Source organism: Mycobacterium sp. NGS59 (assembly GCF_059812345.1).
The window spans coordinates 376,414-400,167 of sequence record NZ_JCALCN010000002.1 but is presented as its reverse complement, the minus strand read 5'-3'; the positions used below and the strand labels follow the sequence as shown (position 1 = coordinate 400,167).

The following is a 23,754-nucleotide window of genomic DNA, read 5'->3' as shown; positions in this document are numbered from 1 at the left end:
GACGCGGTGCGGTCAGCACTTCACGTTGACCTTGAAGTCCGCAGTCGTCGGTTCGTTGGGTCGCGCGGTGGGAGCGCCAGCCGCAACGCCGGTGATCAGGTATGAACTGCCGTCGAAGCGAGTCGTTGCCGCGTCGCCGGTGCCTTGCGAATACATGCCCGTGAAGCCGCCCACGTCTTGGATGCGCACGGACTCCGCGACTGCCCGCGCCGCACGCCCATCCACGACGACGGTGGCCCCGGCGAGTTTGCCGCCGATATGTATCGTCCGGTACCACTGCACCTGAGTGCATTTGACGACGTCGAACTTCGCCTCGACCCCGTTAACCGTGACGGAGGCCTGGCCGACGAGCGGCGTTTGCGGCGACGACGAAGTGCAAGCGCTCAACGCGCCCGCGGCGAGCGCGGCAGCAGCAGCCACGACTGGGCGACGCATCCAATCACCTCCATCCTCCGCTGCGGAAAGATCTTCGGCCTGCAGCGATGATGTTATTCTCCCAAATAGAGAATGCCAATATCAGTCGTCTTGGGCCAAGGAGCTTTCGGCATGGTGGACCTGGAGGTCGACGAATCCGGCACCGGCGTTGCGGTCATCACTATCGATCGCCCGCACGCGCGCAACGCCATCGCGTTGGACACCATGCAGCAGTTGGAAACAGCGCTCGATGCGGCCGCGGGGGCTCGCGCCCTGGTCATCAAAGGCGCCGGTGACCGGGCATTCGTGTCGGGCGGCGACCTGAAGGAGCTCAGCGCGCTGCGGACCGAGGAGGACGCTTCGGCGATGGCCAAACGGATGCGGTCGATCTGCGATCAGATCGCGAGCTTCCCTGCCCCGGTCATCGCCGCGCTGAACGGCCACGCCTTCGGAGGCGGTGCCGAAGTGGCCGTCGCCGCCGACATCCGGGTGGCCGCCGACGACATCAAGATCGCCTTCAACCAGGTGGCGCTGGAAATCATGCCGGCCTGGGGCGGCGCCGAACGACTGGCCGCGCTCGTGGGAAAGGGCCGGGCGCTGCTGCTGGCGGGCGGCGGGGCTGCCCTCGACGCCGTCGAGGCCGAGCGGATCGGCCTAGTGGATCGAGTGCTGCCCCGCGCGTCGTTCGATGAGGGCTGGCGATCGATCGCGCAGTCGTTGGCCCGGCAACCGGCGACCGAAATAAAGCGCGTAATCAGCGGAGTTTCACCCGACGAGGCGATAGCATCCTTTGCGCGGCTTTGGGTTGCCGACGCACACTGGCGGGCCGCGGAGCAGGTAACGAATCGCACGGCCAGTCCGCGCCCCGAGGCTCGAGGAGCGACATGATGTACCGGTTGGTGTGCGTGGGCTCGGCGATCTTGGTCGGGATTGCGGGCTTGTCGGTGAGCACCGGACGGGCACTCGCCGACGACCCGATCATGCATCACGTCAAATACACCATCAACGCGAAGAATCCGATCTACGCCAACATCTATTACATCGACCAAGAACCGCCGACTTTCGCCGATTACAGCCACGATCCCTACCGCTTCACGCCGAATGTCCAGGTCGACATCGCTCCGGGCAAACCGTGGAGCTTCGAACTGAATCTCGCCAAGCCCGAGTACTGGGCGATGGTCGTCGTCAACACCGGCACCGAGCCCAGCACGCCGGAGTTTCACTGCGAGCTGTCGGTGGACGGGTCGGTCGTCGTGTCCAAGGACGGACCCAGAGGTGTGCTCTGCTCGATCCGGAGCTGGTGAACCACCCACGTCGGAGAAATCTCCGCAATCGGCTGAGGTTCCCCTTCCAACCGCCGTAGGTGATCCTCGACGAATTCGAGCGTCTCGAGGTGTCCGCCCGACATACCCATCGCCTGCTCGAGCACCAGGAAACGGGACAAGCTGGTCATCAGCACGGTGAACACCACCGGCGGAACGAAGTCGGTGTCCACCTCGTAACGTCGCAGGGCAGCCGCCACCACCTGACGTTGTTCCTCGCGGAAACGATCGGCGTAGTACGCGATTTCGGCTCGCATCTCCTTGCGGTGATTAGCCAGCGCCATGAACTCCATCGAGATGCGGGTGAAGGCGGGATCGGTGCCGAATCGCCACAGCGCCCACAACGGCTGCGGCAACCGCAGCAGCTGCGCCTGCGCTTGCAGCCCCTCCTCGGCGCGCCGCCGAAAGACGGCCAGGAACAGGTCGTCCATCTTGCGGAAGTAGTAGTGCACCAGTTGTGGCTTGAGTCCGGCCTTGTGAGCCAGCCGTCGCGACGTCACCGCGGCGTAGCCCTCTTCGATCATCAACTGTTCGGCCGCGTCGAGCAGCAAGCCGCGATTCTTCGCGTCCGGCGCCCCGATCCTGCGGGCCGATGTCATGCCGTTACCCCGTCTTCCGTGCGTCGAGCTGATCGTAGCGAGCGGGCCGCCCGGACCGGGCGTGTGAACCTTGACCGCGACAATACCGCCATGCTAAGCAGGTGCTCAGCATACTTGCTGAATTGGGCGGCGCCAGCTCTCGTCGCCGACTGACCATTTGGTGACGCGGTTGCGAGGCCGGCCCCGGGAGGAACGCATGACGAGCACGTACGACACCATCGACTTCTTCACCGACCCGTCGCTGGTCCCCGACCCGTACGCGTACTTCGACTATCTGCGCGACCAGAACCCGGTCCTGCGTCTTCCGCACTACGGGGTGGTCGCCGTCACCGGTTACGAGGAGGCGACGGCGGTCTACAAGGACACCGATTCCTTCTCGAACTGCGTGGCGCTCGGTGGGCCATTCCCGCCGCTGCCGTTTCAGCCCGACGGCGACGACATCAATCACCAGATCGACGAGCACCGGACGAGTTTTCCGATGTTCGAGCACATGGTCACTATGGATCCGCCCGAGCACAGCCGGGCGCGATCGATCTTGAGCAGGCTGCTGACCCCGAGCCGGCTCAAGCAGAACGAGGAGTTCATGTGGCGCCTCGCCGACCGGCAGCTCGACGAGTTCCTGGTCAACGGCAAGTGCGAATTCATCGGCGAGTACTCCAAGCCGTTCGCCACGTTGGTGATCGCCGACCTGCTCGGTGTTCCCGAGGAGGACCACAAGGAGTTCCGGGTCGTGCTGGGCGCTGATCGCCCGGGCCGGGTCGGAGCCTTGGACCACGAGTCAGTGGGCGTGAACCCGCTGGAATGGCTGGACGACAAGTTCTGCTCCTACATCGAGGATCGGCGCGCCAACCCCCGCGAGGACGTGCTGACCGCGCTGGCGACGGCCAAGTACCCCGACGGGTCCACGCCCGAGGTCATCGAGGTGGTCCGGTCGGCCACGTTCCTGTTCGCCGCCGGCCAGGAGACGACGGCCAAGCTGCTGAGCGCCGCGCTGCAGGTGATCGGCGACCGGCCGGACATCCAGCAGCAGCTCCGCGACGACCGCAGCCTCATTCCCGGATTCATCGAGGAATCGCTGCGGATGGAAAGCCCCGTCAAGAGCGACTCGCGACTGGCCCGCCGGTCCACTCGAATCGGCGGTGTGGACATTCCGGCCGGGACGGTGGTGATGGTGCTTCCGGGTGCGGCCAATCGTGATCCGCGCCGGTTCGAGAACCCGCACGAGTTCCGGCTGGACCGCAAGAACGTCCGCGAACACATGGCTTTCGCGCGCGGCGTGCACTCCTGCCCCGGTGGGCCGCTCGCCCGGGTGGAAGGTCGGGTCTCCATCGAACGCATCCTGGACCGGATGGCCGACATCCGCGCCGACGAGACCGAACACGGCCCTGCCGGGGCACGCCGCTGGTTGTACGAGCCCACCTACATCCTGCGCGGACTCAACAACCTGCACCTGACGTTCACGCCGCAGGACCCCCCGCCCGGGCGCCCGGTCAGTTGACCGCCAGGCCGACGAAGTAGCTGCCGAACAGTCCGGCCGCGACCAGCAGCACCCAGGCGTCGGTCAGCCGGCACAGCAGCGGTGGCGCGTGCCTGACCTCCATGAACTCGCGAAAGATGATGCGCACCTTGACAAGTGCGATGACGATGACGCTGGACGTCACGACCGCACTTGCGCCGGTCGCTGAGTGATCGACCAGTAGGTAGCCCAGCGTAAGGGCGGCCAGCCCCACCCAGACGATCAGCAACCTCTTGTCGAATTTCACCGGTCACCTCACCACGTACAGCATCGCGAAGATGAGCACCCAGAGGAAATCGACTGTGTGCCAATAGGTCGCGCAGGTTTCCACCAGAATCTGAGATTCCTGGGATCCGCGCCGCGCACCCCGGAGTCGGTAGACGATGACACCGAGAGCGACGAACCCGATCAGCAGGTGGATGAAATGGATGCCGGTGAGGAAGAAGAAATACGTGAAGAAGTCGTCGCTGTCCGGGCCGTGTCCCGCACTCACCAATCGCGCCCACTCAAACACCTTGCCGCCGAGGAAGAGCGCGGCGAAGGCGGCTGTGACGAAGACGTCCCGCAGGGCCTCGCGATAGCAACCGGCGCGGGAAGACTGAACGCACCGCGCCACCGACCAGGAACTCAGCAGCAAAACAAGGGTGTTGAAGACACCGATGCGGAGGTCCAGGTGCGCCTGGGAGTGCAGAAACAGCTCGGGGCTGCGGGTGCGGTAGAACAAATAGAAGCCGAAATACCCGGTGAAGACCAAGGTTTCGAACAATACGAACGCCCACATGTCCGGCTGACCCGGCACGAACGGCGTGCGCTCGTCCTTGTCGGTGATCTCGGTCATGACACACTCGTCCGTTTCGACGGCGAGTCAGGCAGTACCCCGGTACCGAAGTCTTCGCGCCGGATCATCTTGAACAGCATGACGACGAATGTGACCTGATAAATGCCGAATACGACCATGTCCAGCCACCACGCGATCTGGCCGTTCCAGGCCAGTACGCCACGCTGGAAGATCCAACAGGGCGCCACGACCACCTCGGTGAGCGCATTGCACAGGTTGAGATAGCCGAACCACTTCGGAAAGACCCGATTCTTGTCGATCAGAATCGCGACCATCCAGAGCAGCGAGCCAATCAGGAACACACCCATAGTCCCGTCGAAAGACAGGAAGGCGAAGTCGTAGAGCCAACCGATCGCCTCGGGATCCCGCTGGGGTCGCATCGTCCCGACGACCAGCGCGATGCAGAGCAACAGCAAGCCCGGTACCGCACTGAAGGAGTAGATGAGCAGATACGAATACCCGAAGATGCGGCTGACCGACATGCGACGCATCGAATACGCGATCAGCGCATTGTTCACCGCGGTCATGCCGGTGATGGCGAATACGACGCCCAAGCCGATCGGTATCCCGAGCTGGCGTTCGGAGAACCAGTGCACCTGCCCCGCGAGGTCCGAGGTCGGTTGCGGCGGGGGCTGGGCTCGTGCCACCACGAAGACCATCGGGAAGAACAGGTTGTAGAAGACGACGAGCGTCCACCAGGCCACCCACAACTCACGCTTGGGGTTGTGCCGCAGGTGCCAGGCGATCCGGCGATGCAACCCACCCGCGGGCGGCCCTGAAACTGGCCCCGAATCCGGTGGGGCCCCAGCGTCCGGCGACGTCGTCAGCATGTTCATGCGGATTCCAGTTCTGCTGTGGCACTCTGGATCTCACCGCGCTCCCGATACACCGCCCGCCCCAGCACGACGCCCATGACGACGACCCAGACACCGATGGCGATGTTTTTCAACCAGAAAGACAACAGGCCGTCCCATGCCAGCGGACCGGTCAACGACACGCCGACGAACGCCGCCGGCACGAGCGCTGCGGCAACCAGCAGGTTGAAGTGGGCCACCCAGCGGCCGAATACAGGACGGGGCTGGTCGTCGAAATAGATTGCCGCGGCGAGGATCACGCTTTGTCCGATCAGAAAGGGAACCACGACCGTGAAGGTGATCCAGGCGAAGTCGTTGAGCAACTGCGTCAGCTCAGGACTTCGTTCCGGGCGGAATGCGGCCAGCAGCCAGCAGACGTTGGCGATCAGGAACAGGGTGGGGCCGCCCGCGACGCAACCCAGCATCGCGTAGGAGAAGATCGGGGTGCGGTGCGCCATCCTCCGGATCTGCATCACGATCAGCATCAGGATCGGGACCAGGCATACGCCGAACCAGTTGAAAATGACCATGCTGTACCGGATTTGGGGGTTGTTCGCCGGATCGCGATAGAACGCGGCAACCTCGTCCGCGGGCATGGTCGGCGACATGGGCGGGTAGAACCCCGGGAACAAGAAGAATGCAGCGATCCAGATGATCACCGTCACAGGCAATGTCCACAGCAGGATCAGTTCACCGTCGAGTTTCCTCAATGAATCGCGCACCACGGCGGACTCGGACATCACTGACTCCCTCCCGCGGTGTGATCACTTGGCCCAGTGACCGAAAGTAGCCGATCGGCTAGGGGCCGGTCAATAGCCGATCGGCTAGGCTCTCGGTGTGGCGTCAGTGCAGGCCGGGAATCAGTCCCGCAGTGCGTTCCGTTTGATCGCACGTAGCGCCGCGCAGACGCGGGTCCTGGACGCGGCGCTGAAATTGATCGCTGAACATGGGGTCGGCGGAACGTCACTGCAGATGATCGCGGACGCGATCGGAGTCACGAAGGCGGCCGTCTACCACCAGTTCAAGACCAAGGAACAGATCGTCGTTGCCCTCACCGAACGCGAATTGGGCGGCCTGGAGGAGGCGCTGGAGGCCGCCGAGGCCCATGACGATTTTCCGCGGGCACGAGAGATGCTCCTGGGTGGGGTCATCGACATGGCCATCAAGCGTCGCGGCGCAGCCAGCACCCTGCAGTTCGATCCGGTCATCGTGCGACTGCTGGCCGAGCACGACCCATTTCAGCAATTCATCGCGCGGCTCTACGGCGTGCTGGTCGACGACACCTCCGAGGACGCGCGGGTGTCGGCGGCGGTGCTGTCGGGGGCTATCGCGGTCGGCGTCATGCACCCGCTGGTCGCGGACGTCGACGACGAGACGCTGCGTTCGCAGCTGCTGCGCGCCACCCACCGTCTGATCGGTGCCTCCGAGGCGGATGATGGCGCCAAATAGGGACTACGTATCGGCGCGCACCCAGGTCGTCACACCGTCATGGGCTATGCAGACCAGGAACAGGCCGTCGGGCGCCTGCGCGACGTAGTTCAAGTACTGGCGACACTCGGCGCCCTCTTCCTTGACGCCCGCCATCGGAGGTGACCGGAACCATCGTGGCTCGTACCTTCGCGGCGAGCCGCAGAACATCAGTCGCCCAGATTCCGGAGAGGTGGGCATGCTGTCGGTCCCGAAGGCGTAGTAGGTGGTGTTGTCACACGGCGTGCCCAGCACCTGATGCCCCATGATTCCCGGGGTGCACTCGGGGTAGTCGCACACAGTCGGTCCGGCGACGGACGGCGGTGCAGCCAGTACACCGCCACCCAGTAACGCAGCAAACAAAGCCACGACGGATCGCACGCCATAACTTTGCCACAGCTAGCTGGATCTGAAAAGCAAATCGTCCGGCTCGGACAACGTCGCGAACCAACCGCGGCGCGGGACGAGATTTCGCCTCGAGGACCTCGAAAGCAGCTGTCCGATCAGGGCATTGAGCCCATGACGGGGTGGTAAGCTGATTCTCCGTGCACGATCCGGAGAGCCCTGGCGACGAACCTGGTGACCACCCGGAGTGCGCGGTCGATCCCGACGAATCGCAGTCGTACTCAGGGCAAGACTCTGCCGGTGAGGCTCCCGTCCCGGCGGACGCAGAAGACGAAGTGGCGAAGGCTGAAGCGCGGGTCGAGGCAGCGCGGGTACGCGTCGCCAAGCTGCGCAAGGCAGCAGGCGCCCAGGATGCGGACGACGACGCAACCTCGCTCTCTCGAGAGGATGAGCGGAGCCGCACAAAGTCGAGGCGGGCACGGCTACCGGGGCTGCGGCGATCACGGCGGCTCCGCCGCCCGGGGCGCAAAGCGGTGGCAATCGGAGTGGGCGTCGCGCTCGTCGCGCCCTCCCTCGGCGCGATCGGTTACATGCTGCACCAGCACCACACCCTCATACACAAACGGCAGCTCTCCCAGGACTATGCCGCTGCGGCCAGGCAGGCAGTCACCACGCTCATGTCGATCGATGCCAACCACGCCAAGGACGACATCCAGCGAATCATCGACGCCACCACGGGCCCGCTCAAGGACCAGATCTCGGTGATGTCGAGCCTTATGCTCAAGCAGACGGAAGAATCGAAGACCACCACCAAGGTAAACGTGGAGGCGGTCGCCGTCTCGTCTGCGACCGACAGTTCCGCGGTCGCGCTTGTGGTGGCGAAATCCGATGTGACCGATGCTGATAACAAAAATCGGCCGCCGCAGCTGTGGCGGCTCACCATCGAGATCGTCCGCGACGGCAGTCAGTTCAAGTTGTCGAAAGTCGAATTCCTGTAATGGATGTAGGGCAGGACTCGTCGGTCGACACCGTGGCCGCGCAAGACGAAAGCACAGAAACCCCGGCTCCTCCGGAGACGGACGCATCCCAGGCGCGACGGAAGCCGGCACGCGCCAACGCATTCCGGGCTCTTGGTCGGTGGACTCGCCGACGTTTGGCCAACTGGCGTTCGATACTTGCGACGGCGTTGGTCGCTGCCACTGTCGGCACCGCCGCGGGCTTGTTCTTCGTTCAGTACCGTCCGGACCAGACGATGAGCGACGCCGCGTCGGACCGAGCACTCCAGGCGGCTTCGGACGGCGCCGTGGCGCTACTTTCCTACTCCTTCGACAGCCTCAACCGCGATTTCGCCGCGGCGAAGTCGCGTCTGACCGGCAATTTTCTGGCCTATTACAGCAAGTTCTCCGAACAGACCGCGGCCTTGGCCCTGCAGGGGCAATTGACGTCCACTGCCAAGGTGATTCGTGCCGCCATCTCGGATATACATCGCGATTCGGCCGTCGTGTTGGTGTTCGTCAACCAGACCACGACAAGCAAGCGAAAGCCGGAACCCGTCGAAGCCCACAGCAGCATCCTGGTCACGCTGACGAATATCGACGGTTCGTGGCTGATCGCGAAGTTCGACCCGGTTGACTGACCGCGACACCTTTCGGTTCCGATTGGCATTTTTTCGGGACCGAAGCGGTGTTAATCTCATTTCACGAAAGCCGGAATCGGCCTGACATTGTCGGTCATATATTGCGCGTCGAGGAGCACCTGATGCGTCCAGTCGGAACATTTTCCGCCGCAACCCTGGTCAGTGCCGTCGTATGCGGCGTGTTGGACCCGGCGGCCACGGCTGAAGCGACAACCATGGAAGACGTGGCCGTCAACGGGACCTTCCGCGCCACCTCGGTCGGCGACTATGCCAAAACCAACGACCAGTATTACGGCGAGCCGACGATCATCCAGACCTGGACGATCAGCTCGTCATGCGTGACATTTCAGGAATGCCACGGCACGGTGACAAGCGACCAAGGATGGAGCGCGCCGCTTTACATGGTCGACGGGATCATGTGGAAGGTCAAACGCGATGTGCCGAACTGGGAGCGGTGCGAGGACGGTAGCGCGTACACCGGACAGCAGACCTTCTACTTCTATCCGGTCGATACCAATGGTGAATTTAAACTGGGGTCGCCGGTGATGGCCGGAAAAGACAAAACGGTCGGCCCGAGCGGCGCCTGCGGCCAGAATCAATGGCTCGATATCGCGATGCCGTTGCGCCTGGACAGGCTAGCTTGATCGAGCGTTTGTAGCGGGTTCACGGCTGCGAGCCGTCCCGCCACGTGGCCCAGCCCTGCGCGCCGCGCCCGCCCACGATCGCCAATCAGGTGGTGGGGAGCATGTCCTGCCACGTCTTGGGCGCTTTCACGGGCGCAAGGTCCGACTGCTCGTACAACTTTCCGTCCGGACCGACATAACGGCCCGTATGTGGGTCGTAATGGGCAAACACGATCGCAGGCACGTGCTCGCCGGTCCCAGCACCGAACGAACTCGGCGCCGCCGACGGCCCCGAGCCGTTGGCCGCGGGAGGCGGTGCGGGTTCGGGAGCGGGCAACGCGGGCGCGGCGGCGGGTACGGGAAGTTCTTCCGGCGAAGGGATGTCGAGGGGCGCTATGGGCGAGATGTCAGCTGACATCGGCGACGTCAGTGCCAGTCGGGGTGGTGTGGACGGCACCGGCGGAACAGCCGCCCCCACCGTGCCCGGTGGTGCAGTTTCATCCCGCGGCCCCGGCGGTGTGCCCCGCGGCACCGCCCCGGGTGGCAGCGGAGTTCCCTCGACCGGACCGAAGATCCTGGCGTTGGGGTTGACCCGGTCATCGACCGGGATGCCCTGTGCCAGCAGGTTTGGATCCAGCGGGGAGGGACCGAGAACGTGCTGGCGCATCGCCAGCGGCATGAACGGCTTGTCGCTGTTGCAGATTTCCACGGTGGGCGCTCGCTTGCCCGGATGACCCATGCACGGATAATTACGGGCGCCGCGGACCGAGAGCGGGGAATCCTGCGGCAGTTTGCAATACAACCCGTCCGGTGTGTCGATATCGGTGAGATCGTCCGGGGAACGCCATTGGCTTGGTGGCATGAAACCGACCGTGCAAATAGGCGGGTCGTCGATCGTCAGCGCGAAGTCGCCTTGCGCCGAACCTTCCGGATGGGCGGTGGGTCCAGAAGCTTGCTCGATAGCCACAGCCGATGGCAGCAACACCAGCAACTGCTCCAGCGAGGGGTGGTAGGTGACGCCGATCTGCCCGATAGTGGTCAGGTTGGCCAGCAGCACCGGCAGCGTCGGCTTGATTTGATCAAGGAGCCGGGACGCCTCGTTGGCCGCGCCAGAACCATCGCGCAGTAGTCTGCGGATGCTTGCATCGTCGTTGGCCAACACGTCCGAAATCCCGGCGAGACTGCGCGACCACTTCCTGATCGAATCGGTGGTGCGGGCTTGCGAATCCAACAGCGGCCCACTGTCTTCGGTGAGAGTGCGGGTGCGGTCGACGACGCCGTTGGCGTCGCGCGACAGGATCGTTGTGGAGTCGAACAGCGACCCGAGGTCGTAACCGGATCCATTGAAACCCCGGAAGGTCTCGTCGAGCAATTGGCCGAGTTTGGTCTTCGGGATGCTGGTGACCAGAGCATTGACCTGCTCGAGCATCGGCCCCACCGGCTGCGGAATCGTCGCGTCGCGCACGCGGATCACCGACCCGTCGTGCAGGTAGGGCGGCGAATCGGTTTTGGGTCGCAAGTCCACGTACTGTTCGCCCACCGCGGAGACACTGAGCACATGCGCGCCGCACTGGTCCGGAGGACCGGGACGCTCTGGACAAGCTGTCATGTCCGCCGGGACCTTGGGTGACGTGCCAAGCGAGAGCGTCGCTTTCGCACCGGTCGGCGTCAACTCCACCGAGGTGACCTTGCCGAGTTGGACCCCACGGTAGGTCACATTGGCGAAGCGATACAGACCGCCGGCCGCGGGCAGCTCCAGCGTCACCGTGATCCGCCCGATGCCCAGCAGCATCGGCGCCTGGATGTAGAAGAGGACCATCGCGATCACGCCAATGGTCCCGACGATGGTGAAGATCGCCAGCTGGATCCGAACGAAGCGCGTCAGCATCTATCCGCCCCCTTCTCCCGGCGCTGGACCGGGACCCGGATTGGGCACCGGTGCCGCGGACGGCGGAGGCCCGGGCAGCGGCGCCGCAGCTGGCGGAGGTCCGGGCAACTGCGCCCCACCGGGCAGTGGTCCGGGCAGCGATGGGGAATATGGCGCCGGTCCCGGCAGCGCAGGAAGCGGAAGTGCCCCCGGATCGATCCACGGCGGCCTGATCGGGTTGTGCAACGGATCCAGTGTGTAATTCAAGTAGTACGGCTCCCCGGGCGCCGGTACCAGCGGCTGGTCCACCTGTCCGAAGCGGGTCCCCAACATCAGTCCCCGCTTGAGCCGTGGAATCGTGAGATCCAACTGGACATGCAGATTGAAGTAATCGCCCCGGACTGCACGGTCGACGAAGTTCTGGGTGAACGGGAACACGAAGCCCGCTGAGATCGCCGTGCCGAGTTCCGGCCCGACGTCGGCGAGCGCACGGATGGTCGGCTCCAGGTTCTGGAGATTCTTGACCAGGTCGGCCTGGGTGTCGTTGATCAGCCGGGTGGCGGTGTTGCTGAAGACGCGAAGCTTGTCCAGCGCGGTCGTCAGGCGTGGCCGCTCCCTGATCAGCACGTCGAGCGCGGGCGGAATCTTGCGCAGCGCTTCACTGAGAACGTCGCGTTGCCCGGCGAATGTGGCAGTCATCCGGTTCAGCGCCTGGATGGAGTCCACGATGTTGTTCCGCTGTTGGTCGAGTGTTCCGACGAACGTGTCGAGGCGGGTGAGCAGATCGCGTAAGGCGCCTTGTCGCCCGGACATGGCGACCGAGAAATTGTGGATGACCTCCCCGATCTGTCCCAGCCCCCCGCCGTTGACGACGGCCCCCAGTGACGACAGCGTCTGCTCTGTCGAGGGGTAGACCGACGAGCGGGTCAACGGGATGGTGGCTCCGGGCTGCAGCCGTCCGGTCCCCGATTCGCCGAGCGGTGTATTGAGCGCCAGATGCATCGACCCCAACAGGCTGGTCTGACCGACGCTGGCTACCACATTGGCCGGGACGACGACATCGCGCTGCACTGAGATCTCGACGTCGGCATGCCAGCCTTTCACCTTCATCGCCCCGACGCTGCCGACTACGACGTCGTTGATCATCACCGGCGAATTCGACTCCATTGTCCCGACATTGGGAAGTTCGACGTGGTAGATGTTGGCCCCGGGGCCACGTCCGACCGCGCCGGGCAGCGGTAGTGAATTCAGTCCGTGGAATGCGCATCCGGTCGCCGTCAACGCAACACAGCCGCCCACGGCGAGCACCCGCCGAACGCGGACCCGGGCGATCACGGTTGCGGCCCTTCGGCAGGCAGCAGCATTCCCGACACGGCCGGCGGCGGTGCTTGCATCGGTGTCGACGGCGGGGGCGGCATCGGCATCGCCAAACCCGGTATCCGCGGCGGCGGCTCGGCCCCCGGCCCGCCTACAGGATCACCCGGCAGGCCGGTGTAGGCCGACACCGCGGGAGGGATCTCCGGTGCTGTGGGCTTCGGTCCCGCGCCGCCGGGAGCCAGCCGCGGTTCGGTGTAGAGGATCTTCGAGGGGTCCACCGACTTCTGAATGAAGATGTTGATGGGGATGGGCAAACTGTTGAAGTTGAGCAGCCGCAACCCGGGACCGAGAAACAGCGAGCACAGCTTGCCCGATTCGGTAGAGGTGACGTTCTCGATGGAGCCGATTTGTGAGCAGCCCGGAATCGGCAACGGCAGCAACAAACCCGAAAACGTGGGATTCGCGAAGTTCATGATCCCGAACCCGCCCACGATGGTTCCGGTGTCGGCGTTGTAGTCGTTGAAGAAGTTGCCCAGCGCGTTCGGCGCACCGTGCAGAATGTTCTCCAAAGCCATGTGCTGATCCACCAAGGTCTGCGTGACGTTGGCCAACCGGGCGACCTGCTCGCTGGTCTGGTTGCGGGAGCCGGCGATGAACCGCTGCACCTCGCCGACCGCCGTCGACAGGTCGGTCAGGGCCGCGTCCAGTTCGGACTTGCTGTCGTTGACGACGCTGGTCAGCGTGGCCAGGCGGTCGTTGAATCGCATGATCTGGGTGTTGCTGTCGCGCAGCGCGGTGACGAAGGTCTGCAGATTTTTGATGATGTCGACGATGTTGCCGCTGCCGTTGGCGAGTATCCGGCCCACTCCGGATAGTTGGGCCAGCGCCTGCCGCAGCTTGTCGCCGTTGCCCTCGAGTGCGTTGGCGGCGCTGTCGATGAAACGGCCCACCGAAGTGCCTGATACGCCGCTGCGGGGTCCCAGATCCGTTGCCAGCCGCATCAACTGGGTTTTGACTTCGTCCCACTCGACGGGTACCGCGGTGCGGTTGACGGGTATCACTGCGCCGTCCGGCATGACCGGACCGCTGTTCCGGTAGGCGGGGGTGAGTTGCACATACCGGGCGGCCACCAGGTTCGAGGCGACGATGACCGCTTTGGCGTCCGCCGGAACGGGTACGCCGTGGTCGATCTCGAGGGTCATCCTGGTCTGTGATCCCTGCGGATCTATGGACTTGATGGTGCCGACTTTGACACCCGACACCCGCACCTCGTCACTGGGGTAGATCGCCGTGGCGGTGACGAAATATGCCGTGATGGTCTTCGGACCGAAAAACGTGTTGCGGATGACCATGCCCGCACCGGCCACGATGAGGCCCACCAGGACGACCGCCGTGACGACGATCAGCCTCCGGCGCGGGACGCGCGACATCTTCGACATCACTGCGAGCCGCCGATCCTGCCGCCGAGGGTACAGCCTGGGCACTCCGGAATGCTGTTGTACGGCCAGGGGAACAGCGACCGCGGAACCTGCGACGGGAAGCCGGGACCGCGATTGGTGTCGAAGTTGCGGAATCCCCAGAGGTAGTCAAGGAACGGTTGGAACAGTGGTGGCTGAAGGAGGTTCGGGACGAACGCCGAGTAGGCGTACATGCTGGAAATAGCCTCACCGACGGTGATCTGGAATTTGGCGAGACCCGGGAGCGCTTTGCTGATGTTGTCGCGGTTTTTTTCCAGCATGGCGGTCACCGAATTCAGCCTCTCCAGCGTCGGTGCCAATTTGCTCTCGTTTTCGTGTACCAACGCCGTGAGCTGTTTCGCCACCGCCGACGTGTTGGCCAGCAGGTCGACGATCTCCTGTCGGCGCGCCACCAATACTTGAAGCAGATCGTCGGCATTGAGTATGAGCTTGTTGACCTGTTGGCTGCGTTCGGACAGGACCCCGGTGACGTCGCTGGCACTCTTGAACAGCTCACTGAGGTTCTTGTTGCGGCCGTTGAGGGTCCGCGATAACCGGGTGAGCGAGTCGAAGGCGGGTCCTAATTTGGGTGCAATCTGGTCGAGCGTCGCGGCCAGCGTGTCCAAAGACTGGTTCAGCGTTGCGGTACTGGTCTCGCTAGTGTTCGTGGTCAATTCGCTGACCGCTTCGGTCAACGAGTAAGGCGAGGAGGTGCGCGAAGCGGGGATGACAGCATTCGGATTCATCGTGCCGCTGCCGGCGGACTCCAACGCCAGCATCCGCGCGCCCAGCAGCGTGTCGGTGCGGATGTGCGCGGTGGTCTCCGACCCGAGCAGGATGTTGCCCTTTATCGCGAAGGTCACCAGGGCGTCGCCGTTGCGCAGCGACACATCCGACACTGTGCCGACCTTGAGCCCGGACACCGTCACAGGGTTGCCCACCCCGAGGCCGCCGGCCTCTGAGAACAACGCCTTGTAGCGGACCGCCGTCGCCCACGAGGTCAACCGGTCCGGCGACAGGCCCACGAGGATGACCAGCACGATCAGGATCGCGCCGATGAATCCGGCCTTGATGAGCTCAGCTCCGCGATACTTGAGCATCAGGGTTCCGTGCACCTTCCAGCGTCTGACCTGAAGATCGGGGAAATCACCGTCTTGCCCTGCAGATCCGTGCCACGGAGTTCCAACTGGCAGAGGTAGTACGGGATGGTGGCGCCGGCTACTCCGAGTCGGACCAGTTTGCGATAGTTCTTCGGCGCCTTGGCGATTGCGGTGTCGAGGCGGTCCTTGTCGTCGTCGAGTATCGGCGCCAGCCGACTCAACTGGTCGATCGTGCCGGACAGCGATGGTCGCGCACTGCTCAGCAGATCGGCCAAGGAGGCGGTTCCGTTGTCCAACGCGTCGATGGCGGCGCCGAGGGTCTCACGGTCATTCGACAGCCCGCTGACAAGCCGCTCCAGGCGATCGATTGCGCCGGAGAACTTGGTGCCGTCCCGGGAAATCGTGGCGACCACGGTGTTCAGGTTGTCGATCAGTTGCTGCACGGTGTCGTCGTTGTCGGCCAATGCGTTCGAGAACGATGTCGTCTTGGCGAACAGCGAGTCGAGGGTTCCGCCCTGACCCTGGAAGACCTGGAGCAACGCCGAAGTCAGCGTGTTGACGTCCTGCGCATTCAGACCCTGGATGACGGGCCTCAATCCGCCGAGCAGCAGGTCGAGGTCCAGGGCCGGCGCGGTGCGGTCGACCGGAATCTGTGCATCGGCCGCCAGACGTCTGGGCGCGCCTGGGCCGTCGATGAGCTCCAGGTAGCGATCGCCGACCAGATTGAGGTAGCGGACCGCCACCCTGGTGCCTTCGGTGAGGACGATGTCGCGGTCCGCGTCGAATTTCACCACGACTTTCTTGTCCGAGCGCAGCGAGATGTCGCTGACGGTGCCGACCCGGATCCCGGCGACCCGCACCGTCTGACCCACTTTGAGACGCGACACGTCGTTGAACACCGCCGAATAGCTGGTGGTCGAGCCGGTCTGGTACTGGCCGAAGATGAAGAACAGGAACGCGGTCAACACCGCCATCACGACCCCGAAGATCGCGAACTTGATCAATGTGGCGCGCGTTCTCATCCGGGCTGTCCGATCTGAATGGAGTTGCGCGGCGGTCCCACGATCGGCCCGTACAACAGCTGTTTGAGGAGATCGGAGTTGATCAGCAGCTGCTGGTTTCCGTACACCACCGGGTTGGCACCGATATCTGTAATCAGTTGTGGCGGTGGGCTATTGAACGGCAGCTGCGGTAGGCCCAGGCACCGCGGACCGCCGGTCGCCGCGACCTTGGGCAAGTTCACCGGGTATCGATAACGCTCGGCTCCCCAGGTGAGGCTGGCCGTGATGTTGATGCTCGGCTCCGACAACGGCGGACCGTGTGCAATCCGGATGAGTCCGCCGAGGCCGCAGGTGAGCGCCTCGTGGTACTCGTTGGTCAGATCGGTCGTCGGCACCAACAGGTGCATCACATTCGTCAGCGGCTGACGGTTCGTCGACAAGACTTCGTTGCCGATGTCGGCAAGGCCGATCGCGCTGATCAGTAATGCATCCAGGTTGTGCTGCTCCTCGACGATCGACTGACTGATCCGGTTCGTGTTGGCCACGGTTCTCACCAGCTCTGGCGCCGCATCGGCGTAGGCGTTGGACACCACCGGCAGCACCGCGAGGTCATGATTCAACGCGGGAAGGCTCGGCTCGAGCTTGGCCAGAAACGAATCCAGGTCCACCAACGATTGGCCGAGTTGTGCGCCCCGCCCACTGAATGCTTTGGCCAGCGCGCCCAGGGACTCGTTGAGCTTTGCCGGGTCGATCTGGTCCAGCACCGAAACCAGTTGCTGGAATACGGTGTTGATCTCGACCATGACGTGCTGGCCCGTCAGCCTCTGGCCGGCATGTAGCCGCTGGGCCGAAGGCTCGGCGGGTTCTATCAGTTGGACGGACTTGGCGCCGAACACCGTCGACGAGGCGATGTCGACGAGCACGTTGGCGGGAATGTATTTCAACGATGACGGGAACATCGCCAAGTGGAGCGCGGCCTTGCCGTCTGGCAGCGCCTCTATCGAGTCGACTTTGCCTACCGGTACGCCACGCAAAGTGACCCGCGCGTCCGGGTTCATCACCAGGCCGGCACGTTGCGACACCACTGTCACGGGTACCGATTCGGTGAGTCCCCCCTGGAACAGCGTTACAGCGAAGGTGATTATCCCGAGAATCAACAAGATGGTGGCAACGCCGAGTAACGGGCGGACATAGTTGCGCGGCTTCGGCCGGCCTGAACTGTGCGACCTGCCGCGCGCGCTCGGCGCGCCGCGACCCGACGGCGTCTTTGTGGTCACTCCTTCACCTCCCCACCATTCGCTATCCAGACAGATTGAAGTTGCCGTTGGAGCCGTAGACCGACAGTGAAACCAGCAGCGTCACCGATACCACGACGATCAGCGAGGTGCGGACCGCGTTGCCGGTTGCGGTACCCACACCGGATGGTCCGCCCGATGCGAAAAACCCGTAGTAGGTGTGGATCAACAGGATGGTCAGCGCCATCAGGGTGGCCTGTAAGAACGACCACAACAAGTCGTACGGGTTCAGGAAAGTGTCGAAGTAATGGCTGTACAAGCCCGCTGACTGGCCGAGCAGAAACACGGTGGTGAACTGGCTGGCGACAAATGACAGCGCCACCGCAATGGCGTACAGCGGCGTGATCGCCATCATGCCGGCCAGGATTCTGGTGCTCACCAGGTACGCGACGGGTCGGATGGCCATGGCTTCCAACGCATCGACCTCTTCGTTGATGCGCATGGCGCCCAGCTGGGCGGTCACCCCGGCGCCGAACGTTGCCGCCAGGCCGATTCCCGCGACCACCGGCGCTGCGATACGCACGTTGATGAATGCGGACAGAAAGCCGGTCAGCGCCTCGATGCCGATGTTGCCCAGCGAGCTGTACCCCTGGACGGCCAGCGTGCCACCGGTCGCCAGCGTCAGGAACCCGACGATCACGACAGTTCCGCCGATCATCGCCAGAGTTCCTGCGCCCATACTGATCTCGGCGATCAGACGGATCACTTCGCTTCGATAATGAGTGGCCGCAAAGGGAATGGCACCAAGCGCCTTGCCGTAGAACGCAGTGTGGTCGCCGAGACGCCCCATCAACGCAACCGGCTTGTCCAGTTGCTTTGACAGTCGCGGATATACGGCCCTCAGCGTCACCCTGGTGTGCCCCTACTTCCCTGACACCTTGATGCCTATGGCGGTGACGACGACGTTCACGACGAACAGGGACATGAACGCGTATACGACGGTTTCGTTGACGGCGTTGCCGACCGCCTTGGCGCCTCCGCCGCTTATCGACAACCCTCGATAACAAGCCACGGCACCCGCGATCAGGCCGAAAAGCGCTGCCTTGACGCAAGAAATGATGACTTCGGGTACCCCGGTCAACAGCGTGATGCCCGCGGCGAAAGCGCCGGGATTGACGTCTTGGACGAAGACCGAAAAGATGTAACCCCCGACGACGCCGATGATGACCACCAGACTGTTCAGCAGCAACGCGACCAGCCCTGAGGCCAGCATCCGTGGTGTCACCAACCGTTGCACCGGGTTGATGCCCAATACCTCCATCGCGTCTATTTCCTCGCGGATGGTCCGAGAACCCAGGTCCGCGCACATCGCCGTGGCGCCCGCGCCGGCAACGATCAGCACCGTGACCATCGGCCCCACTTGCGTGACGGCACCGAAAGCCGCACCGGCACCGGACAGGTCCGCGGCCCCCAATTCGCGCAACAGGATGTTCAGGATGAAGCTGACCAGGACGGTGAACGGAATAGCCACCAGCAACGTCGGAAGCAGCGATACGCGGGCCACGAACCAAGACTGTTCGATGAACTCGCGGCCCTGGAAGGGCCGACGGAACAGAAACCTGACCGCGTCGCGTGTCATCGCGAACAACGCTCCGACCGCCTGCATCGGCCCAGCCAGACTGCTGGGCAACGACACACCAGGCGACCACCGATCGGTGCCCCCACTCGCCATCGGCGTCACCCCCCGTCGGCTTCGTGAGTCCTAGACATCTCGCAACCCCTGAGCGAAATGCTTGGCGAATTGCGGTATCTCAGCTTCCAGCTGGCATTCCTACTCACGCCAGTCCTCCGTTCTGTCGCGTGAGTTGGCGCTTCCGGCCACGTTGGCCTCCCGGGCCTCAATGTCTCGGAGCGTTTGGCGATTATGACTCATATCACGCCCGGTGGGAATGGAAAACGAAGAACCGTTATTTGAGAACGTTGGTCTCGAAACCAGGTGCAAGTCAGGCAAGAAATCGGCAGAGGGACTGAGCATCTCGGGCATCACGACTTGCATCTACTTCTTAGGTAACCGCACCAGCGGTCTTGAGTTCGATGATCCGATCCCAGTCGAGTCCGAGTTCCAACAGGATCTCATCGGTCTGCTCGGCAAATCCAGGTGCCGGACCGGTCTGCGGTGCGGTGACGTCGAACTGCACCGGGTTGGCCACGAGCTCGAGTTCGCCTGCGCGCACGATGTATTCGTTCGCCCGGATCTGCGCATCTTCGGCCGCTTGCAGTGTGTCCTGCACCGGCGCCCAGGGACCCGCGAGCGTCGCGAAGCGTTCGCTCCACTCGGCAAGGGTGCGTGTTGCAATGACTTTGGTCAAGATCTCGACGGCTTCTGCTGTATTCGCAGCAATTTTTTCAGCATCAGCAAATCGCGGGTCGTCTGCCAGTTCCGGGCGGTCGATGTGCTGGCACACGTCGGCCCAGAACTTGCCGGGCTGCATCATCACCAGGGAGATGTATCGGTTGTCGGCGGTCGGATACACCCCCACCAGAGGATTGACCGGCGAGCCGTGGATGCCGGGCGGCGGCGACATCATCAGTTGCCCTAGATGTTTCGTCAACGCCACGGTGTGCCCCAGCGACCACAGCCCACTGCCCAGCAGCGATACATCGACGACGGACGGTTCGCCGGTGCGCTCGCGTTTCAGCAGTGCCGCGGCGATGCCACCGGCGAGGTTGGTGCCCGAGATGGTGTCGCCATAGGCGGGCCCGGGCGGATTGATCATGCCGTCGTAACCCATCGGGGTGATCGTCGCGGCGGTCCCGGCCCGGCACCAGAAAGCGGTCATGTCATAGCCGCCCTTGACGGCCTCCGCGCCGCGCGGGCCGAGCGCACTACCGCGGGCATAGACGATGGTCGGGTTGACCGCGCGAATGTCCTCCACGTCGATGCCGAACTTCTGCCGGTGCTCGGGCAGGAAGCTGGTCAGAAACACGTCGGAGCGGCGGGCGAGCTCATAGAGCACTTCCCTGCCTTCGGGCACCGACATATCCAGCCCGATGCTGCGCTTACCGCGATTCGCGTGCTCGATGTTGGGGTTGGGGTCGCCCTCGACCCGCAGCATTCCGGTCTGGCGCAGGCCGCGCTGCGGATCCCCGGTGATCGCGTGCTCGACTTTGACCACTTCGGCGCCCCACTCGGCGAGCACCGCGCCGGCCGATGGCACGAAGCCGTACATGGCTACTTCGAGCACCCGCATGCCTTCGAGCGGTCTCATGCCGCCGCTGCTTCCAGGGAAGGCATCGCGGGACCGAAGCCGGGGTCTGCAGCCAGAAACGCCGACCCGCCCGCAAGGAGTAGACCGCCGGTCAACCTCCCCGCCCTGGTGCCCTTCGCCGTGGACCGCGCTGACATGGTGAGCCCCTCGGGTGTCGACCTCGCCGCTTCCGACGTGGTGCCGGTCACGATAATTTCATTCTCATCCCCGGCGAATCTTACATTCGGTGGGCCAGAACTCAAGAAAGAATCGAGACGCGATTGACCTGCAGAACAGCTGAGCGGTCGCCCAAAGGTACTCTCGACACCTGTCTAGTCGCTGGTTGGCTAGGGTATTCCGATCCACTTGCAGGCGCCGTTGACCCGAGAGTACGATTCTCATAATTGCAAGGGAGATTCTTTGTGACTGAGACGGCAGCGCGCCAAGGGCTTCTGAAGTTGCTGCGCGAGGATGCCCGGTGAAGACCGCGGTGGTGACGGGCGGCGGGTCCGGTATCGGATTGGCCGTCGTCAAACGCCTGCGCGCCGACGGCCTGAACGTCGCGGCAATCGATCTCAAACCGTCCGAGGATGACTTGGGCTTTACCGCCGACGTCACCGACCGCTCGCAGGTGGACGAGGCGCTGTCGGCAATCCGCGACCGACTCGGCCCGGTGACGATCCTGGTCAACGCCGCCGGCCTGGACGGATTCAAGCGCTTTACCAATATCACCTTCGAGGATTGGCAGAAGGTGATCAACGTCAACCTCCATGGCGTGTTCCACACCATCCAGGCGGTATTGCCGGACATGGTGGAAGCCGGATGGGGACGCATCGTCAACATCTCGTCGTCGAGCACCCATTCGGGCACCCCCTATATGTCGCACTACGTGGCGGCGAAGTCCGCCGTCAACGGCCTCACCAAGTCATTGGCACTCGAGTACGGCCCGAGCGGCATCACCGTCAACGCGGTGCCACCGGGCTTCATCGACACGCCGATGCTGCGCAGCGCCGAGGCGAACGGGTTCCTGGGCGACATCGAGCAGAACATCGCCAGGACGCCAGTACGCCGGATCGGCAAGCCGGAAGACATCGCCTCGGCATGTGCCTTTCTGATCTCCGAGGAGGCCGGTTACATCACTGGCCAGATCCTGGGAGTCAACGGCGGTCGGAACACCTGAGCAAGGAGGAGAAGCGATGAAAGTTCGGGTCGATTCTGAACGCTGCCAGGGTCACACGTTGTGCTCGATGATCGCGCCGGACTCGTTTGAACTCAGCGACCTCGACGGCAGCGCGTCGGCAGTCAGCGAAGAGGTACCCGAGGATCAGCTGGACCAGGTACGAGAAGCCGCCCAGTCCTGCCCGGAGCAGGCCATCATCCTGACCGACTAAAGGCTAAGGGAGACAGCGCTTTGAGTGTGGATGACAATGTTGATGAGTTAGTTACCACCGACGGTGCCCGCAAGAAGAACCGATATCACTTCGATCGGCACTCGCCGGAATACCGGTCGCAATTCAAGTCGATCACCGAGGAAATGCACGCCAAGTGCCCCATGGCATGGACCGACACCTACGGCGGGCACTGGGTCGCCGCCGGCAGCAACGAGGTATTCGAACTCGCCCGCTGCCCGGCGGTCTCCAACGACCACGACATCCATGGCGAACGGCGTGGCTACAAGGGCATTTCTATTCCGACCGCCAGTCGCGTGAGCGCTGTCCGGGGCGGCATCCTGGAAATGGACGACCCCGAACACCGCACTTACCGGACCGTATTGAACCCATATCTGTCCCCGGCAGCGGTCAAGCGCTGGGTACCCTTCGTCGACGACGTCACCCGCGCCTGCCTGGATGAGAAGATCGAGTCCGGCCACATCGATTTCGTCGACGATCTGGCCAACATCGTGCCCGCGGTCCTTACACTGGCGATGCTGGGAATCCCGCTCGAGAAGTGGAAGATGTACAGCGAGCCGGTGCACGCCGCCGTCTACACCCCGGAGCACTCCCCCGACATCGAGCGCGTCACCGCGATGCATCGGGAGATGGGGCTCGACATGGTCAACAACATGCTCGAGATCCGCGAGAATCCGCGACCCGGCATCGTCAACGGACTGCTGCAGATGCGGATCGACGACGAGCCGGCACCGGATCTGGAGATCCTCGGCAACCTGGGCCTGGTTATCGGCGGCGGCTTCGACACCACGACGGCGTTGACCGCCCACTCGCTGGAATGGCTTTCGGAGCACCCTGACGAGCGAAAACGCCTGCACGACAACCTCGATACTCTGCTCGACCCAGCGACCGAGGAGTTCCTGCGCTTCTTCACCCCCGCCCCCGGCGACGGCCGGACATTTTCCGACGATGTCGAAGTCAACGGGCACGAGTTCAAAGAAGGCGAGCGACTGTGGATCTCGTGGGCCATGGCCAATCGCGACCCGTCGGTCTTCGCCGAACCGGACACGGTCGTACTCGACCGTAAAGGCAACCGACACTTCAGCTTCGGGATCGGGGTGCACCGCTGCGTCGGATCCAACGTGGCGCGTACCGTCTTCAAGTCGATGCTGACCGCGGTCTTACACCGGATGCCGGACTACCGCTGTGATCCCGACGGGGCGGTCCACTACGAAAGCATCGGGGTCATCCAAGGCATGCGCCACCTGCCGGCCACCTTCACCCCTGGCCGCAAGGTCGGCGCCGGCCTGGAGGAGACACTGGATAAGCTGCAACGTATTTGCGAAGAGCAGGAATTGGCCCGCCCGGTCACCGAGCGCAAAGAAGCCGCGGTCATCGTTTGAGCTGCCTCACCCTCCGACATCTCGCTGTCCACCTGGAAGCGGGTCCGTTGACGAGCGCGATTTTTCGGAGTAGGCGTGGGCAGCGTGGCCGCGCTCTATATTCAGTCCGAGCGCGTGCACTACG

Annotated in this window: 26 protein-coding genes; 10 read left to right on the top strand and 16 right to left on the bottom strand. The window is 63.7% G+C overall.

Features of this window, described 5'->3' with window-relative positions; genetic code table 11:
- Window positions 1-12 precede the first annotated feature (12 nt).
- A complete protein-coding gene (locus AC5Y46_RS04470) occupies window positions 13-435 on the bottom strand; it encodes a lipoprotein LpqH (protein ID WP_499990204.1) in 423 nt (140 codons plus the stop codon).
- A 111-nt stretch (window positions 436-546) separates the two neighbouring features.
- Here AC5Y46_RS04470 and AC5Y46_RS04465 point away from each other — a divergent pair, with 111 nt between their 5' ends.
- Window positions 547-1,302, top strand: coding sequence for an enoyl-CoA hydratase/isomerase family protein (locus AC5Y46_RS04465; protein ID WP_499946889.1), 756 nt, complete (start codon window positions 547-549; stop codon window positions 1,300-1,302).
- On the top strand, window positions 1,299-1,718 hold the full coding sequence (locus tag AC5Y46_RS04460) for an Rv2576c family protein (RefSeq protein ID WP_499946891.1): 420 nt from the start codon (window positions 1,299-1,301) through the stop codon (window positions 1,716-1,718). The genes AC5Y46_RS04465 and AC5Y46_RS04460 overlap by 4 nt, the downstream gene beginning before the upstream one ends.
- On the opposite strand, the gene AC5Y46_RS04455 is transcribed toward AC5Y46_RS04460, so the two are convergent.
- Entirely contained in the window at window positions 1,634-2,335 is a 702-nt protein-coding gene (locus tag AC5Y46_RS04455) for a TetR/AcrR family transcriptional regulator (RefSeq protein WP_499946892.1), read from the bottom strand. The two genes, AC5Y46_RS04460 and AC5Y46_RS04455, sit on opposite strands and share 85 nt — an antisense overlap.
- A gap of 196 nt (window positions 2,336-2,531) precedes the next feature.
- On the opposite strand from AC5Y46_RS04455, the gene AC5Y46_RS04450 reads away from it, so the two are divergent.
- Complete coding sequence (locus AC5Y46_RS04450) at window positions 2,532-3,833, top strand: cytochrome P450 (protein ID WP_499946893.1); 1,302 nt, start codon at window positions 2,532-2,534, stop codon at window positions 3,831-3,833.
- Here the strand turns inward: AC5Y46_RS04450 and AC5Y46_RS04445 are convergent.
- Genes AC5Y46_RS04445 through AC5Y46_RS04430 form a run of 4 tightly spaced genes read right to left on the bottom strand, consistent with a single transcriptional unit; the run spans window position 3,826 to window position 6,283 of the window.
- The gene (locus AC5Y46_RS04445; RefSeq protein ID WP_499946894.1) at window positions 3,826-4,098 is read right to left on the bottom strand and encodes a cytochrome C oxidase subunit IV family protein; all 273 of its coding nucleotides are present in this window, start codon (window positions 4,096-4,098) and stop codon (window positions 3,826-3,828) included. The two genes, AC5Y46_RS04450 and AC5Y46_RS04445, sit on opposite strands and share 8 nt — an antisense overlap.
- Before the next feature lie 3 nt (window positions 4,099-4,101).
- Window positions 4,102-4,689, bottom strand: coding sequence for a cytochrome c oxidase subunit 3 family protein (locus tag AC5Y46_RS04440; RefSeq protein ID WP_499946895.1), 588 nt, complete (start codon window positions 4,687-4,689; stop codon window positions 4,102-4,104).
- On the bottom strand, window positions 4,686-5,519 hold the full coding sequence (locus AC5Y46_RS04435; protein WP_499946902.1) for a hypothetical protein: 834 nt from the start codon (window positions 5,517-5,519) through the stop codon (window positions 4,686-4,688). Before AC5Y46_RS04435 ends, AC5Y46_RS04440 begins: the two co-directional genes overlap by 4 nt.
- Window positions 5,520-5,521: 2 nt before the next feature.
- Window positions 5,522-6,283 carry a hypothetical protein gene (locus AC5Y46_RS04430; protein WP_499946896.1) on the bottom strand — a complete coding sequence of 254 codons (762 nt, stop codon included), beginning with the start codon at window positions 6,281-6,283 and terminating at the stop codon, window positions 5,522-5,524.
- 175 nt (window positions 6,284-6,458) lie between these two features.
- On the opposite strand from AC5Y46_RS04430, the gene AC5Y46_RS04425 reads away from it, so the two are divergent.
- Window positions 6,459-6,992, top strand: coding sequence for a TetR/AcrR family transcriptional regulator (locus AC5Y46_RS04425; protein ID WP_499946903.1), 534 nt, complete (start codon window positions 6,459-6,461; stop codon window positions 6,990-6,992).
- A 3-nt stretch (window positions 6,993-6,995) separates the two neighbouring features.
- Here the strand turns inward: AC5Y46_RS04425 and AC5Y46_RS04420 are convergent, their stop codons facing one another.
- Entirely contained in the window at window positions 6,996-7,391 is a 396-nt protein-coding gene (locus AC5Y46_RS04420) for a hypothetical protein (protein ID WP_499946897.1), read from the bottom strand.
- Window positions 7,392-7,555: 164 nt separating this feature from the next.
- Here AC5Y46_RS04420 and AC5Y46_RS04415 point away from each other — a divergent pair, with 164 nt between their 5' ends.
- The 3 genes from AC5Y46_RS04415 to AC5Y46_RS04405 all read left to right on the top strand — a co-directional run bounded on the left by AC5Y46_RS04415 (window position 7,556) and on the right by AC5Y46_RS04405 (window position 9,635).
- Window positions 7,556-8,353 carry an Rv1363c family protein gene (locus AC5Y46_RS04415; RefSeq protein ID WP_499946898.1) on the top strand — a complete coding sequence of 266 codons (798 nt, stop codon included), beginning with the start codon at window positions 7,556-7,558 and terminating at the stop codon, window positions 8,351-8,353.
- A complete protein-coding gene (locus AC5Y46_RS04410; RefSeq protein ID WP_499946900.1) occupies window positions 8,353-8,991 on the top strand; it encodes an Rv1363c family protein in 639 nt (212 codons plus the stop codon). Before AC5Y46_RS04415 ends, AC5Y46_RS04410 begins: the two co-directional genes overlap by 1 nt.
- Before the next feature lie 122 nt (window positions 8,992-9,113).
- Window positions 9,114-9,635, top strand: coding sequence for an Rv2253/PknI dimerization domain-containing protein (locus AC5Y46_RS04405; protein WP_499946901.1), 522 nt, complete (start codon window positions 9,114-9,116; stop codon window positions 9,633-9,635).
- 85 nt (window positions 9,636-9,720) lie between these two features.
- Here the strand turns inward: AC5Y46_RS04405 and AC5Y46_RS04400 are convergent, their stop codons facing one another.
- The 9 genes from AC5Y46_RS04400 to AC5Y46_RS04360 form a co-directional block, all read right to left on the bottom strand.
- Window positions 9,721-11,502, bottom strand: a complete 1,782-nt coding sequence (locus AC5Y46_RS04400) for an MCE family protein (protein ID WP_499990201.1) — start codon at window positions 11,500-11,502, stop codon at window positions 9,721-9,723.
- Window positions 11,503-12,816 carry an MCE family protein gene (locus AC5Y46_RS04395; protein ID WP_499946399.1) on the bottom strand — a complete coding sequence of 438 codons (1,314 nt, stop codon included), beginning with the start codon at window positions 12,814-12,816 and terminating at the stop codon, window positions 11,503-11,505. It abuts the gene before it with no gap.
- Window positions 12,813-14,228, bottom strand: coding sequence for an MCE family protein (locus tag AC5Y46_RS04390; RefSeq protein ID WP_499946400.1), 1,416 nt, complete (start codon window positions 14,226-14,228; stop codon window positions 12,813-12,815). The genes AC5Y46_RS04395 and AC5Y46_RS04390 overlap by 4 nt, the downstream gene beginning before the upstream one ends.
- Before the next feature lie 8 nt (window positions 14,229-14,236).
- Window positions 14,237-15,355 carry an MCE family protein gene (locus AC5Y46_RS04385; RefSeq protein ID WP_499946401.1) on the bottom strand — a complete coding sequence of 373 codons (1,119 nt, stop codon included), beginning with the start codon at window positions 15,353-15,355 and terminating at the stop codon, window positions 14,237-14,239.
- Window positions 15,355-16,377 carry an MCE family protein gene (locus AC5Y46_RS04380; RefSeq protein WP_499946402.1) on the bottom strand — a complete coding sequence of 341 codons (1,023 nt, stop codon included), beginning with the start codon at window positions 16,375-16,377 and terminating at the stop codon, window positions 15,355-15,357. The genes AC5Y46_RS04385 and AC5Y46_RS04380 overlap by 1 nt, the downstream gene beginning before the upstream one ends.
- Window positions 16,374-17,633 (bottom strand): MCE family protein, encoded by a 1,260-nt coding sequence (locus tag AC5Y46_RS04375; protein ID WP_499946403.1) that lies wholly within the window; start codon window positions 17,631-17,633, stop codon window positions 16,374-16,376. Before AC5Y46_RS04375 ends, AC5Y46_RS04380 begins: the two co-directional genes overlap by 4 nt.
- 22 nt (window positions 17,634-17,655) lie before the next feature.
- Entirely contained in the window at window positions 17,656-18,501 is an 846-nt protein-coding gene (locus tag AC5Y46_RS04370; protein ID WP_499946404.1) for an ABC transporter permease, read from the bottom strand.
- Window positions 18,502-18,513: 12 nt separating this feature from the next.
- Entirely contained in the window at window positions 18,514-19,323 is an 810-nt protein-coding gene (locus tag AC5Y46_RS04365; protein WP_499946405.1) for an MlaE family ABC transporter permease, read from the bottom strand.
- A gap of 331 nt (window positions 19,324-19,654) precedes the next feature.
- Window positions 19,655-20,860, bottom strand: a complete 1,206-nt coding sequence (locus AC5Y46_RS04360; protein ID WP_499946406.1) for a CaiB/BaiF CoA transferase family protein — start codon at window positions 20,858-20,860, stop codon at window positions 19,655-19,657.
- A gap of 457 nt (window positions 20,861-21,317) precedes the next feature.
- Between AC5Y46_RS04360 and AC5Y46_RS04355 the strand changes: the two genes are divergently transcribed.
- From AC5Y46_RS04355 to AC5Y46_RS04345, 3 genes are read left to right on the top strand one after another with little or no spacing between them, the layout of a single operon-like run.
- The gene (locus tag AC5Y46_RS04355; protein WP_499946407.1) at window positions 21,318-22,019 is read left to right on the top strand and encodes an SDR family NAD(P)-dependent oxidoreductase; all 702 of its coding nucleotides are present in this window, start codon (window positions 21,318-21,320) and stop codon (window positions 22,017-22,019) included.
- A gap of 16 nt (window positions 22,020-22,035) precedes the next feature.
- The gene (locus AC5Y46_RS04350) at window positions 22,036-22,230 is read left to right on the top strand and encodes a ferredoxin (protein WP_499946408.1); all 195 of its coding nucleotides are present in this window, start codon (window positions 22,036-22,038) and stop codon (window positions 22,228-22,230) included.
- Between the two features lie 20 nt (window positions 22,231-22,250).
- Window positions 22,251-23,630, top strand: coding sequence for a cytochrome P450 (locus AC5Y46_RS04345; RefSeq protein WP_499946409.1), 1,380 nt, complete (start codon window positions 22,251-22,253; stop codon window positions 23,628-23,630).
- The last annotated feature ends 124 nt before the right edge of the window (window positions 23,631-23,754 follow it).

Coding starts and splice junctions, on each gene's coding strand:
- AC5Y46_RS04470 (WP_499990204.1), bottom strand. CDS start 435: ATGCGTCGCCCAGTCGTGGCTGCTGCTGCCGCGCTCGCCGCGGGCGCG.
- AC5Y46_RS04465 (WP_499946889.1), top strand. CDS start 547: ATGGTGGACCTGGAGGTCGACGAATCCGGCACCGGCGTTGCGGTCATC.
- AC5Y46_RS04460 (WP_499946891.1), top strand. CDS start 1,299: ATGATGTACCGGTTGGTGTGCGTGGGCTCGGCGATCTTGGTCGGGATT.
- AC5Y46_RS04455 (WP_499946892.1), bottom strand. CDS start 2,335: ATGACATCGGCCCGCAGGATCGGGGCGCCGGACGCGAAGAATCGCGGC.
- AC5Y46_RS04450 (WP_499946893.1), top strand. CDS start 2,532: ATGACGAGCACGTACGACACCATCGACTTCTTCACCGACCCGTCGCTG.
- AC5Y46_RS04440 (WP_499946895.1), bottom strand. CDS start 4,689: ATGACCGAGATCACCGACAAGGACGAGCGCACGCCGTTCGTGCCGGGT.
- AC5Y46_RS04435 (WP_499946902.1), bottom strand. CDS start 5,519: ATGCTGACGACGTCGCCGGACGCTGGGGCCCCACCGGATTCGGGGCCA.
- AC5Y46_RS04430 (WP_499946896.1), bottom strand. CDS start 6,283: ATGTCCGAGTCCGCCGTGGTGCGCGATTCATTGAGGAAACTCGACGGT.
- AC5Y46_RS04410 (WP_499946900.1), top strand. CDS start 8,353: ATGGATGTAGGGCAGGACTCGTCGGTCGACACCGTGGCCGCGCAAGAC.
- AC5Y46_RS04405 (WP_499946901.1), top strand. CDS start 9,114: ATGCGTCCAGTCGGAACATTTTCCGCCGCAACCCTGGTCAGTGCCGTC.
- AC5Y46_RS04400 (WP_499990201.1), bottom strand. CDS start 11,502: ATGCTGACGCGCTTCGTTCGGATCCAGCTGGCGATCTTCACCATCGTC.
- AC5Y46_RS04390 (WP_499946400.1), bottom strand. CDS start 14,228: ATGTCGCGCGTCCCGCGCCGGAGGCTGATCGTCGTCACGGCGGTCGTC.
- AC5Y46_RS04385 (WP_499946401.1), bottom strand. CDS start 15,355: ATGCTCAAGTATCGCGGAGCTGAGCTCATCAAGGCCGGATTCATCGGC.
- AC5Y46_RS04380 (WP_499946402.1), bottom strand. CDS start 16,377: ATGAGAACGCGCGCCACATTGATCAAGTTCGCGATCTTCGGGGTCGTG.
- AC5Y46_RS04365 (WP_499946405.1), bottom strand. CDS start 19,323: ATGGCGAGTGGGGGCACCGATCGGTGGTCGCCTGGTGTGTCGTTGCCC.
- AC5Y46_RS04360 (WP_499946406.1), bottom strand. CDS start 20,860: ATGAGACCGCTCGAAGGCATGCGGGTGCTCGAAGTAGCCATGTACGGC.
- AC5Y46_RS04350 (WP_499946408.1), top strand. CDS start 22,036: ATGAAAGTTCGGGTCGATTCTGAACGCTGCCAGGGTCACACGTTGTGC.